The 11965-nt window shown below is 46.8% G+C and carries 10 protein-coding genes; 8 read left to right on the top strand and 2 right to left on the bottom strand.

Features of this window, described 5'->3' with window-relative positions:
- The first annotated feature begins 1 nt into the window (after position 1).
- The 3 genes from MHH50_RS28485 to MHH50_RS28475 all read left to right on the top strand — a co-directional run bounded on the left by MHH50_RS28485 (position 2) and on the right by MHH50_RS28475 (position 4315).
- Positions 2-1300 carry a peptidoglycan DD-metalloendopeptidase family protein gene (locus tag MHH50_RS28485; protein ID WP_076123826.1) on the top strand — a complete coding sequence of 433 codons (1299 nt, stop codon included), beginning with the start codon at positions 2-4 and terminating at the stop codon, positions 1298-1300.
- 124 nt (positions 1301-1424) lie between these two features.
- Positions 1425-2891 carry a S41 family peptidase gene (locus tag MHH50_RS28480; RefSeq protein ID WP_076123824.1) on the top strand — a complete coding sequence of 489 codons (1467 nt, stop codon included), beginning with the start codon at positions 1425-1427 and terminating at the stop codon, positions 2889-2891.
- Between the two features lie 539 nt (positions 2892-3430).
- Complete coding sequence (locus MHH50_RS28475) at positions 3431-4315, top strand: PDZ domain-containing protein (protein ID WP_340033751.1); 885 nt, start codon at positions 3431-3433, stop codon at positions 4313-4315.
- A 499-nt stretch (positions 4316-4814) separates the two neighbouring features.
- Here MHH50_RS28475 and MHH50_RS28470 read toward each other — a convergent pair whose 3' ends face one another.
- Positions 4815-5468 (bottom strand): response regulator transcription factor, encoded by a 654-nt coding sequence (locus MHH50_RS28470; protein ID WP_076310014.1) that lies wholly within the window; start codon positions 5466-5468, stop codon positions 4815-4817.
- Positions 5469-5485: 17 nt separating this feature from the next.
- Positions 5486-6643: a sensor histidine kinase gene (locus tag MHH50_RS28465; RefSeq protein WP_312148761.1), complete on the bottom strand. Its 1158-nt coding sequence runs from the start codon at positions 6641-6643 to the stop codon at positions 5486-5488.
- 164 nt (positions 6644-6807) lie between these two features.
- Here MHH50_RS28465 and MHH50_RS28460 point away from each other — a divergent pair, with 164 nt between their 5' ends.
- The 5 genes from MHH50_RS28460 to MHH50_RS28440 all read left to right on the top strand — a co-directional run bounded on the left by MHH50_RS28460 (position 6808) and on the right by MHH50_RS28440 (position 11909).
- Complete coding sequence (locus MHH50_RS28460) at positions 6808-7743, top strand: ABC transporter ATP-binding protein (protein ID WP_036678569.1); 936 nt, start codon at positions 6808-6810, stop codon at positions 7741-7743.
- Positions 7744-7760: 17 nt separating this feature from the next.
- The gene (locus MHH50_RS28455; RefSeq protein WP_081387166.1) at positions 7761-8933 is read left to right on the top strand and encodes an ABC transporter permease; all 1173 of its coding nucleotides are present in this window, start codon (positions 7761-7763) and stop codon (positions 8931-8933) included.
- Positions 8926-10086, top strand: a complete 1161-nt coding sequence (locus MHH50_RS28450; protein ID WP_076279162.1) for an ABC transporter permease — start codon at positions 8926-8928, stop codon at positions 10084-10086. The genes MHH50_RS28455 and MHH50_RS28450 overlap by 8 nt, the downstream gene beginning before the upstream one ends.
- Before the next feature lie 121 nt (positions 10087-10207).
- Positions 10208-10531 (top strand): L-rhamnose mutarotase, encoded by a 324-nt coding sequence (locus tag MHH50_RS28445; RefSeq protein WP_038573529.1) that lies wholly within the window; start codon positions 10208-10210, stop codon positions 10529-10531.
- Between the two features lie 223 nt (positions 10532-10754).
- Positions 10755-11909 carry a cation:proton antiporter gene (locus tag MHH50_RS28440; RefSeq protein ID WP_076123814.1) on the top strand — a complete coding sequence of 385 codons (1155 nt, stop codon included), beginning with the start codon at positions 10755-10757 and terminating at the stop codon, positions 11907-11909.
- Positions 11910-11965 lie beyond the last annotated feature (56 nt).

Genomic DNA, 11965 nt, shown 5'->3' with positions numbered 1-11965 from the left:
GTTGAAGAAGATTGCCGCCGGACTAGCCGTAATGTTACTAGCTGTCACTATATTCCAACCCTCTGATGGATATGCCAAAAAAACAAGTGTTGCCGAAATCGATAAGCAATTAAAGCAGCTGCAACAAGAGGTGCAGGAAGCTAAGGCGCAGCAAGAGAAAGCGGAGTCCCAAACGCAGGAAGCGCAGCACTATAAGAATAAGACAAATATCAATTTACAATATGTATTGCAGCAAGTGGATCAAGTTAAAGGCAAAATGACCGAAATCTCTAACAAAATTTCCGATACAGAAGAATCTCTTAATGTTACAGCAACGGAATTGGATGAAGCAGAGGCACGAGTGGCCTCAAGAGAAGAACTCTTAGGATCCCGTGTCCGGTTGATGTACACGGATGGAGCGGTATCTTACCTAGATGTTTTGCTCTCATCGACAAGCTTCTCTGATTTTCTGGGCCGCACCGATTCGCTTAAGATGATTGTGGATCAGGATCAGGAGCTGTTAGTCCAACACAAGCTGGACAAGCAGACAGTTGTAGAGAAAAAGCAGGAGCTTGAGGGGCAATATGCTCAAGCCAAGCAGTTATACACCTCCTTGGAAAATCAGAGAAGCCTGCTGAAAGAGAAGGAAGCGGAGAAGCAGGAGCTTATCGCATTTTATGATAAGCAGATTCAAGAAAGCGATGATCTAAGTGAAGAGCAGAATGAGAAGCTGGTTAAGCTGGCAAGCGAACGTTCTGCTTTGGAAACCCAAAAGGATAAGATTAAAGCTGAGGAAGCAGCGCGCAAGGCAGCAGCCGCCAAAGCAGAAGCGGCACGCCGGGCAGCAGCAGCTGCCAAGAAAGCCGCAGCCAGCAAGGCAAGCAGCAGTTCAAGCTCCAGCTCCTCAACCGCGTATGCTGGTGGAGATGGACCCTTCCTGCTCCCTGTAGGCTCGGCAAGAATCTCCTCCTCCTACGGACCACGGACACACCCTATTACGGGGGAGAAGGGGAAAGTACACACCGGGGTAGACTTTGCAGTTCCACAAGGAACCAATATTCATGCGGCTGATTCGGGAACGGTAATCGTAGCTGAATGGTATAGCGGTTATGGATATTGTGTAATTATTGATCATGGCGGCGGAGTTTGGACCCTCTACGGACATATCCGTAAAGGTGGTATCAAGGTTAGTCCTGGGGATAGAGTCAATCGTGGGGATGTGATTGCTGAATCCGGTTCTACAGGTAATTCGACGGGCCCCCATCTCCATTTTGAAGTTCGGATCGACGGCAAGACAGTAAATCCGATGCCTTATCTCTAATTTTTAAGAACTTATAACTCATATTATTTGAGCGTACGGCATATACTGGAAGAGATACCGTACCTTTCAGGACGGACTTATGGAGTTGTTTGCGAGATGGACAAGAAGGGACGGTGGGAACATCATGTTAAAAAAAAGCACAGCGGCGTTTATGATTATCGCCGCCCTGCTATGCGGTAGTCTGGTGACCTTGGGCGTGACGGGTTATAGTCATGTTATCGGACAAGCTGCAGGAGAAGGGCTGGCCTCAGCATTGCAGGTTACTGGCCTTCAGCAGAAGGAATCCCAGAAGCTTGGAACGGCTCTCAGTCTGATTGAGAGCAATTACTACGAGACAGTAGATCGGGAGAAGCTGATAGACGGTGCTGTCAACGGTATGATGGAAGCGCTGGGCGATCCTTATTCCAACTATATGGGCAAAGAAACAGCTGAGAAATTCGAAGAAAGCATTGAGGGTTCCTTTTCAGGTATCGGTGCGGAGGTCTCTTCGGATAATGGCAAGGTAGTCGTGGTCTCTCCGATCAAGGGCTCACCTGCTGAGAAAGCTGGGATTCAGGCCAAAGATGTTATTCTGTCCGTTAACGGTGAATCGCTGGAAGGCATGGAGCTGAATGCAGCTGTTGCCAAGATTCGCGGTCCTAAGGGCAGTGAGGCCACTTTGAAAATACAACGTTCCGGCTCTGTAGAGCCACTCGAATTTGTTCTTACCCGGGATGATGTAAAGCTTGAAACAGTCTACGCTACCATGGAAAAGGACAATGTGGGTGTAATCGAGGTTACGCAGTTCTCCCTGAATACCGCAGAACGATTCAAGGAAGAGCTGGAGAAGCTGGAGAAGCAAGGCATGAAGGGACTTGTTATTGACGTCCGTAATGATCCAGGTGGTGTTCTTCCGATTGTTATTGAAATGGCAGAGCAATTCGTTCCAGCTGGCAAATCTATAGTGCAAATAGAATATAAAGACAAAAAACGCGAAGTTAGTACCTCAAAAGGATCGAGTAAAGCTTATCCAGTGGTCGTGCTGATGAATAAAGGTAGCGCAAGTGCTTCGGAAATATTGGCGGGTGCTTTGCAGCAGTCGGCAGGAGCTAAGCTGATCGGTGACAATTCTTTCGGTAAAGGTACCGTGCAGACGAGCTTTGACAAACAGCTTGGAGACGGCAGCTTGCTGAAAGTTACCATTGCCAAATGGCTTACGCCAGACGGCACATGGATTCACGGTAAGGGCATTAAACCGGATATCGCGGTAGCGCAGCCGGATTACTTCTCGGTGGCTCCAATTAACAAGAGCGTGGCGCTGCAATATAATATGAACAACGCTGATGTGAAGAGTGCACAGACGATGCTGGACGGTTTGGGTTATAAGCCTGGACGTAAAGATGGCTATTTCGATGCTGGCACTAAGGACGCAGTGAAGAAGTTCCAAAGTACAGCAAAGCTTCAAGTCACAGGCATAATTGACGCCAAGACAGCCGAGGCGCTGGAAGCGGCGCTGATCAAGGTCATTCAAGACCCTGTTCACGACAACCAACGGAATAAAGGGATTGCTGAGATTCAGAAGGAAATTAAGGCGGCAGCGTCGAAAAAGTAAGAAGGCTGAATTCAGCCTTCTTTTTTCTTTTAGATAAGAAAATGCCAACCGACGTAGAGGAATTAGAATATATTCAAATCAGTCATCGGACGAAAAGGAGTGTGACGAACAGTTTGAATGTGATTCAGGAACTGTTAGGAAGCTTGGGCACTGCGTTCTTACACTTATTGATCCAGCCGTATTACTACATTGCTATTATATTTATTGCGTTATATTACCGTAGGCAGGTGGCATTAGAACGAAAGCTGATACATGTGAAATTACATAGCTGGGGTCAGGAAACGTGGCGGACGGTATGGAGTGGTCTAGTCATGGGTTTGGTCGTCTCTATAGCAGCCGTTCTGCTAGGAATATCATTATCAGGTACCGCTGTAGCCTGCATTTGGGTAGTTAGTCTCGTGTTGTCGCTACTGCGTGTGCGGTATTTGTGCTTTGCGTATTCTATAGGCTTGTTAGGTATCATTCAATTTGTAATTTCTTTCTTTCCAGATGCTTTAGATAGTGGAACGGTAGGGAATATTACCACCGCCATACGGGAGATGGATATTCCTGCTTTGCTAGTGTTAGCTGCGCTGCTGCACATGGCGGAGGCACTGCTGGCCCGCAGACAAGGGGCCAAGCTTGCAACGCCGCTCTTCCTGAAGGGGAAGCGCGGCATGGTCGTCGGCGGCTATCAGCTGCAGGCTTTCTGGCCGCTGCCGCTGTTCCTGCTGCTCCCATCGGGAGCAGGAACGGATTTGCCATGGCACTCGCTGCTCGGCGGCAGCCTTGGCCTCGTCTCTTTGCCCGTCATCATCGGCTTCAGCGAGATGACGCAGGGCATGCTGCCCGGGCGCAAGGCGGCCCGCACTGCAGGACGGCTGCTGATCTACAGCATCGTCCTGCTCGGCTTAAGCCTGCTTGCCGCTTGGTGGAGCCCGCTGACTCTGGTCGCGGCGCTCGCAGCTATTGTGCTGCACGAAGGGTTAAGCTGGTACAGCGCTCTGGAAGAGCGCAGCATCAGCCCCATCTTCGTGCATCCACCGCGCGGCCGCAAAGTGCTGGCCGTGCTGCCGGGCAGTCCCGGCCAGGAGCTGGGCATCCTGCCCGGCGAGATCTTACTGAAGGTCAACGGGGTCCTGTTGACCGATGCGGCGCAGCTACATGAGGCGCTGCGCATGAATCCAGCGTTCTGCAAGCTGGAGGTGCTGAACCGTGAAGGGGAGAGTAAATACCTTCAAAGCCCGATCTATGATGGGGATCACCATCAGCTCGGCATTATTTTGGTGCCGGAGACAGATGGGATGATTACCGCTGAGGCGAAGCCTTCCAGCATCTACAGCATCATCGGGATGAAGACAGGCATACGCAGTCGGAACCTTCCGGACGGCCAACTTAAACGAAAAAAAACCACTGAAGCCAAGCAGGAATCAGCGGAAGGATAACTAGAAGATGCCCCATAAGCCATGAAATGGTGAATGGGGTATCTTTGTTTTTGATTAGATGGTAATTTCGCGTGCGAGAAGTTGCTATCGGACCCAGTTGCCCCTAATCGCAGCATTTTGGCTTTTTTAGAATGGTAACGGACCCCAAAGCCGCTATTGGCATCAAAAATACCCCAAATGAGCCTCTTTCTGAGGAATAACGTCGCTGGGGTCCGAAACTCTGCTCAAACGCCGATAAAATTGTAAATAGCGTCGCTGGAGTCCGAACCCGCGTCCAAGGAGTAATGTCACTGGAGTCCGAACCGGCGCCCAAAGAGTAACGTCACTGGAGTCCGAACCCGAGCCCGTGCCCAAGGAGTAACGGTACTGGAGTCCGAACTCGCGCCCAAGGAGCAGCATCACTGGAGTCCGAACCCGCGCCAAGGAGCAGCGCGTCACTGGAGTCCGTAAGAAAAACTAACTTTGGCAGTGGACTATTCATATGCTATATGTTACTAGTTCAACCTTGCCTATTCTTCAAATAAAAAATTGCAATTTGCGTACGATCGCGGAGCTCTAATTTGCTTAATATATCCGTTATGTAATTTTTGACGGTGCCCTCGCTTAAAAAAAGCTGTCCGGCGATTTCTTTGTTACTATGCCCCTCAGCGATAGAAGCCACTACAGCCAGCTCTGTTTTGGTCAATCCGAAGGATTCCAGTGGCTGTACCTGTGGCAATTCTTGCCGTGCCGTAGGCTGCAGAAAGGTTGCCAGCTTGCGGGCGATATCAGGGTGGATAAGCATGTTCCCTTCAAAAACCGTTTTAATGCCCTGGATGATCCGGTCTGGCGGTATGTTTTTGAGCAAATATCCACTAGCTCCGTTACGTAGTGCCTCAATGATATATTCATCGTCGTCGAAGGTGGTCAGCATCAATATTGCAATTTGCGGAAAAGCCTGCTTAATCTTCTCCGTTCCTTCAACGCCACCGCAGCCGGGCATGCGGATATCCATCAGAGCCACATCGGCCATTAATCCTTCTTGAAGTAATTCCAAGGCTTCGATACCTTCACAAGCTGCTCCAACAACTTCAATATCTGGGTCCATCCCTAGCAATACTTGCAGACTTTGGCGAATAAAGGGGTCGTCATCAACAATTAACACTTTAATCATTAGCATGGCTCCTTTCGTTATACAATCTCATCTTGCTTATAAATGGGCAGCCGCGTAATGACTGTAAAATGTGGCTCCTGCCTTAGTTCGAGTGTTCCGCCGATCAGATGAGTGCGCTCGTACATGCCTTTCATCCCGTCCCCACCACGCCCCAATAATTTGCGGAGCTTCTCTTCTTCTGGAAGTGATCCATTGTTGCTAACCTCCATAGTGATTCCTGCTTGCGCGTAGTCAATTTTGATCCGGATGGACGTTGCTTTTCCATGCCGCAAGGCGTTGGTTATAGCCTCACGGGCGTTTTTGTACAGGATCACTTGGATACTAGGATAGAGCGGATAAGGTATGCCCTGAACTTGGTATGAGGTCTCGATCCCCGTCTCACGCCCAATCTCTTCGAGCAGCCGGTCTAACGCATAAGCTCCCTCAAGCTTCGGGGTGTAGTTGATACGTTTAACTGCGGACCGCATATCGTCCATGCTGGCCGACAGCTGGTCACGAATCAGTTCCATCATTTGCATTCCACTCTCGGGAGAGGTGGGCAAGGTCTGGAGGGCGGCCTCCATCATCATTTTAATCCGGATTAGCCGGTGGCCGATATCGTCATGGAGCTGGCGTGAGATTCGGACGCGCTCTTTGGACTGGGCAGACTCTTCTACTTGCGCGCTGAACTCCAGCAGGCGGTTGCGAGCTTCATCAAGCTCGAAATGCTTTTTGCGCAACTCATCATATAGAAGAAGAGTGTCTTCGCGCCGCTGGCCAGCTTTCAATAATAGCTTATTTAGGTAGGCAGTTAGCAGAAATGAAAGGTTAATGTAAGTCACTACGAGCGATGGAGAATTCTGGAGTGCAACGTTCAAAGCTATCAGATGTACACCTGTGAACACGTAAGGCACTGCTTTAGGCTGGAGTCTGGAATAATAAAGCAGTGCTGATATAGCGGGGAAAATCATCATGCTGCCATATTGATAACATAACCAGGCCGTGAACAAGATTTCAATGATACTAATCAAAGCATGAATAGATCGAGGGAGCTTTGGCACCATGACCACAAGGAATAGAAGCATCAGGATATGCAGCGTGAAGATTCCATAATCGTTATATTGATAGACATAAATGGTAATAAACGCAGGGATTAAGATGAGTCCGTAACGCAATAAGTTTAGCTCTCTGGGCACGCCTTAGTCATCCTTTATGTTTTTTAATAATCTTAGCATATTATCCCACCACTTCAGGAGATGACTTTAGTCACCTTCAAAAAATGACCTTTCGTACATCCGCAAAAATTCAACCTAGAATAAAATTGAAAATATAGAAGCACACACGACAGGGGAGATAAGAGATGGCAATCGCGGTGTTGACCGATGTGGTGAAACGGTATGAGAACAAATTAACGGTAGATCATGTGAATGTTACGATTCAAGCAGGAGAGATCTTTGGCCTGCTAGGCCCGAACGGGGCAGGTAAAAGTACAACTATAAGTATGATTTGCGGCCTGCTAAAGATTGATAGTGGAGACATTGTTATTGATGGGTTATCAGTCTCTTCGTATGCACTGGAGGTTAAGAAAAAGATCGGTTTGGTTCCGCAGGATTTGGCTTTGTACAATACAATGACAGCAGCTGAAAATGTAACTTTTTTCGGAAGATTGTATGGCTTGCGGGGGAAATTGCTGAAAGAGCGGGTGGCGGAAGCTCTTGCTTTCACAGGACTTAGTGACCGGGCCAAAGAAAAACCAGCCACCTTCTCCGGAGGGATGAAAAGACGTTTGAATATCGCTTGTGCCATCATGCATCATCCAAAGCTGATTATTATGGATGAGCCGACCGTAGGAATTGATCCGCAGTCTCGTAATCATATCCTTGAGTCGGTCAAAGAGCTGAATCGGCTTGGCTCAACCGTCATCTACACTAGTCATTATATGGAAGAGGTTGCAGCCATTTGTGATCGGGTAGCGATTATGGATAAGGGACATATCATTGCTTGTGGCACGGAAAAGGAGCTGCGGGAACGGGTTTCTCAAGAAGAAAAAATAGTGGTCAAAGCAACGAACATCACCCCGGAGCTAATCAATGAGCTTAGTCTACACCCGCGGATCACGAGAGTGGAAAGTAAAGAGGGAACGGTAGAAATGTATCTCCCCTCCTCACAGGATGAGCTGCAGGATATCTTATTTATTTTTGCTAAACATGAAGGCGTTATTGGTTCTTTAAATATTGAGGAGCCGGATCTGGAGACATTATTCCTTAGTTTGACAGGACGGACATTGCGCGATTAAAGGAGGGAGAGAACGCTTTGAGAAATATTTGGACAATTATGATTTATGAGCTTCGCAGGCTGTTTATTTCACGCTCAATCATCATTAATATGTTTCTGCTACCGCTGCTTTTGATCTTTCTGCTGGGTGCTTCCCTCTCCAGTGTAATCGGTGATAAGGCAGCGTCTAAGATTGACCCTGTACGTGTTGGTGTAGTTAATCTTTCTGGAGAAGGGTATGAAAGCTCGGCGATGATAGACAGCTTTTTGAAGACGCCGGAGCTTAAGGATATCATTATTCCGGTCAAAGTAGGGAGCCGAGAGACAGCGGAAAGTGGCCTGCGCGCCGGGAAATATGCTTATGCGGTTATTGTTCCCCTAGGCTTCGATAAGAAAGTACAAAGCGGCGAAACTGCAAAGCTAGAGTTTGTTCTGGGCAAAGATCGGACAGATAACATGGTTGCGGGGACGGTATTCGATAACTTTTTGAACAATATTAACTATAAGCAATCTGTAGCTATGACGCTGGGTCCAGAAGCTTTGACCGCTACTGCACCAAGTTTGGGAGAGCAGCCATCTGTTAAGGTTGGGGCGCTCAGTGAAGGTGGCCGATCCTATACAGCCTCCCAATTCTATGCGGTATCCATGATGCTGATGTTTCTGCTATATAGCGGTTTGACCGTCAGCAGCTCTCTTTTTAATGAAAAAGAAAATCACACCCTCTTCCGAATAACCTCAATGCCGGTAAAAGGTTCTGAGCTGTTTATTGGTAAAATGCTAGGCGTAGGGGTTGTAAGTGTAGTGCAGTGCGCAGCGATTATTATCCTGACTCATTTGTTGTTTGGCGTAAATTGGGGCAATCGTCCGGGCTTGCTGCTGCTCTTCTGTCTTTTAATGATCATAGCTTCCATGACATTATCGATTGTTATTTCAATGTTTAGCAAAACTAAAGCAAGTGCAGGAAGTATTGTTAATGTTATCACTGTGGTCATGACCTTCATTAGTGGAGGGATGGCTCCACTTCCGGAATCATGGGTGAACTCGGTCGGGGCATTTACCCTGAATCACTGGGTACTACAAGCTGTTCTAAAAATGATGCTGCATGCAGAGGTCTCAGAGATTTTGCCGAATCTGCTGGTCTTGTCGATCATCTGTCTGGTTCTATTCAGTGCAGCGGTTATCTCGTACCGGAAGGTAGGTTACCATGGATAAGATCTTAACGATTGCTTGGAATATGGTGAAAAGAACGATTGGTTCTCGGAATGGGCTGCTTTCGTATATTCTTCTGCCATGTCTTGTCGTGGCCGGGGTAGTAGCAATTAGTGGAAGTATGGGTGAGAGACCGGCTACTATTTTATATTCGAATATGGACGATGGTGCAGCGGGCAAACATTTGCTTACCGAGCTGGAGAATACCGGTGATTATAAGCTGGTAGAGAAGACAGATGAGGCTGATTTGAGGGAGAGTATTATCGATCAGAACGGAGAAGCCGGTATTTTGATACCGCAAAACTTCACCTCCGCACTGCTTGCAGGAGAAGAGCCGCAAATTAGTGTGTATGAGCTTAAGGCTACCGAAACATCCATTATGGTAAAAATGAAAATCAGTGTAATTGCTGATGAAATGCGAAACACTGCTGGACTAATTGGAGCAGCTCGGGCTGAGGCTACGGACTCGAACTCACAGTTTGCTGCCGTAATGCAGAGAGCTGAGCAACATAGTGTAGGCAGTATAAGAACAGATTATGATTTATATCCAAAAGAGGGCTTAAGCATCGTCACAGGATTTACTTTAATGTTCTTAATGGGGCTGGTTACAAGTTCAGTGTCGCTTATTATGGATGATCGAAGAGAACGAACAATGAAACGTATGTTCAGTGCCCCGGTTCGTTCGTATGAGATTGCCCTCGGTAATTTTCTGGGAAGCTTCATTGTTGGGTTAATTCAAATTGTTGTAGTACTTGCTTTGGGCCGTTATGTACTGCAGTTTGACTTTGGATTACCGCTCTACTTGTATTTTTTGGTTCTTGCAGCATTTATGCTCGTTTCCATGGGCTTAGCCAGTACGGTAGCAGGTCTGATTCGCAATCCCAATAATACTGGCATGCTTAATTCGCTGATCCTGACCCCAACATGTATGCTTGGAGGCTGTTTCTGGCCGTTATCCATTATGCCGGATTATATGCAGAAGGCAGCTAATTTTGTACCGCAAAAATGGGCGATCCAAGCGATCGATATCGCTGCTACAGGTGGAGGCTGGAATGAATTATGGCTGCCTTTTGCCATCTTGGGTCTTATGGCCGCGGTGCTGCTGGCGATTGGTTCTGCTATTCTACGTCCGAGTGAAGCAGGAATTAACGCTTAAAAATTTATAGATCATATAGATATGCATAGCTTGGACTACTCTATTCAGGTACAATAATAGGTATCAAATGTCCCTAGTTCTTAATATGTGTAAAAGAGGGTATTTCTAGGAGGATGAGCAGATGAGCAGCAATAAATTGGCTTGGACATGGCGGGTGAAGGAAGAATGTTTAGAGGAGTATGTAGCTATGCATTTAAATCCTTGGCCAGAAATTTTGGAGGAGCACAGTAAGGCTGGTATTTCTAACTATTCCATCTTTCAGAATGGCAATCAATTTTTTTACTGTTATGAGTGTGAGGATAGTAAGGCGGCTTTTGATTACATTGCCAAAAGTGATGCTTGCAACCGCTGGAATGCGATTACCTCTAAGATGGTTGAAGGTTCATTTGATTTCAATGATGAGGTGCCTATGCAGCCCTTACGTGAAGTGTTCTATCTGAAATAAGCAATTCAATTCTAGAACAAATCAAATGTGCATAATTTATATTATCGGCGCATCTGGTTTACAGTTATTTTAAATATAGGTATAATATAATTTATAAAGTTAAATTGAATAATTATTTGTTTTTTGGAGGAGCCTGTCAACAAGGGCTCCTCTTTGTCTTTTTTTGGCTTGGAGAAGCTCCTGGTTGGCAGTTCTTATATACAACAAGGGAGTGGATTGAAAGATGGAGTTTGTTTTATATCTTATGCTGATCATATTGTTCACCAAAGTAGCTGGTGATCTATCTGTGCGGCTTGGGCAACCAGCTGTGCTAGGTAAGCTTATTGTGGGAATCATACTGGGGCCTGCGGTACTGGGCTGGGTTCAGGATGGAGAGTTTATTCATTATATCTCTGAGATCGGTGTTCTACTGTTAATGTTCATAGCGGGGCTTGAGACGGATCTGGATCAATTGCGCAAGAACTGGAAATCAGCTTTTGCAGTAGCCGTCGGTGGAATTATATTACCCTTTTTGGGTGGGTTCGCCTTAGGAGAAATGTTTGGTTTTGCTTATCATAATGCTTTGTTTATGGGCGTTATTCTTAGTGCAACATCGGTCAGCATATCGGTGCAGGTGTTAAAAGATATGAATAAGCTGAACACACGTGAAGGCTCTACAATTCTGGGGGCTGCCGTAGTAGATGATATTCTAGTTGTTATTTTGCTCGCTGTTCTGATGAGCTTTTTTGGTACAGGTACAGACGTTTCTATTGGTCTTTTAATTGGGAAAAAGGTGTTGTTCTTTGCCGTAGCGATTATTGCCGGCTGGTTCATTGTTCCTCGGGTCATGAAATGGATGGCTCCGTTGAAGGTGACAGAGGCGATTATTTCAGCAGCGTTAATGATTTGTTTCGCATTCGCCTATTTTGCTGAAATCATGGGGATGGCAGGAATCATTGGTGCCTTTGCGGCTGGGATTGCTATCTCGCAAACTTCCTTTAAGCACACGGTAGAATCCAAGCTCGAGCCGATTGCTTATTCGATTTTTGTGCCGGTCTTTTTTGTAAGTATCGGACTTAGTGTTTCCTTTGAAGGAGTAGGCAGTCAAATAGGCTTCGTGATCTTGCTTACGGTTGTTGCCATTCTGACCAAGCTGTTTGGTGGCGGTCTGGGTGCGCGTCTTACAGGCTTTGATAACCACTCGTCTGCCATTATTGGGTCAGGGATGATTTCACGGGGGGAAGTTGCGTTGATCATTGCCGCCACAGGGCTGCAAAGCGGCTTGTTACAGCAACAGTATTTTACTTCGGTCATAATTGTTGTAATTGTAACTACACTTGTAACGCCGCCACTATTGAAATTTATGTTCCGTGATCCAGTACGTGCGGAAGGGAAATAAACCATAACAAAGGGAGTCCTGTTGGTCATTTATATGGCTAACGGGGCTCTTTTTTT

This window comes from Paenibacillus sp. FSL H3-0302 (genome assembly GCF_037982245.1).
Taxonomy (GTDB): Bacteria; Bacillota; Bacilli; order Paenibacillales; family Paenibacillaceae; genus Paenibacillus_AQ; species Paenibacillus_AQ odorifer.
The sequence above is the reverse complement of the archived record's forward strand: the minus strand, read 5'-3'. Positions and strand labels throughout refer to the sequence as shown.

What these genes read in the sequence shown, in the direction of transcription:
- MHH50_RS28460 (WP_036678569.1), top strand. Translation starts at nt 6,808, where the DNA reads ATGGCAATCGCGGTGTTGACCGATGTGGTGAAACGGTATGAGAACAAA.
- MHH50_RS28450 (WP_076279162.1), top strand. Translation starts at nt 8,926, where the DNA reads ATGGATAAGATCTTAACGATTGCTTGGAATATGGTGAAAAGAACGATT.
- MHH50_RS28445 (WP_038573529.1), top strand. Translation starts at nt 10,208, where the DNA reads ATGAGCAGCAATAAATTGGCTTGGACATGGCGGGTGAAGGAAGAATGT.
- MHH50_RS28470 (WP_076310014.1), bottom strand. Translation starts at nt 5,468, where the DNA reads ATGATTAAAGTGTTAATTGTTGATGACGACCCCTTTATTCGCCAAAGT.
- MHH50_RS28440 (WP_076123814.1), top strand. Translation starts at nt 10,755, where the DNA reads ATGGAGTTTGTTTTATATCTTATGCTGATCATATTGTTCACCAAAGTA.
- MHH50_RS28475 (WP_340033751.1), top strand. Translation starts at nt 3,431, where the DNA reads ATGGATATTCCTGCTTTGCTAGTGTTAGCTGCGCTGCTGCACATGGCG.
- MHH50_RS28480 (WP_076123824.1), top strand. Translation starts at nt 1,425, where the DNA reads ATGTTAAAAAAAAGCACAGCGGCGTTTATGATTATCGCCGCCCTGCTA.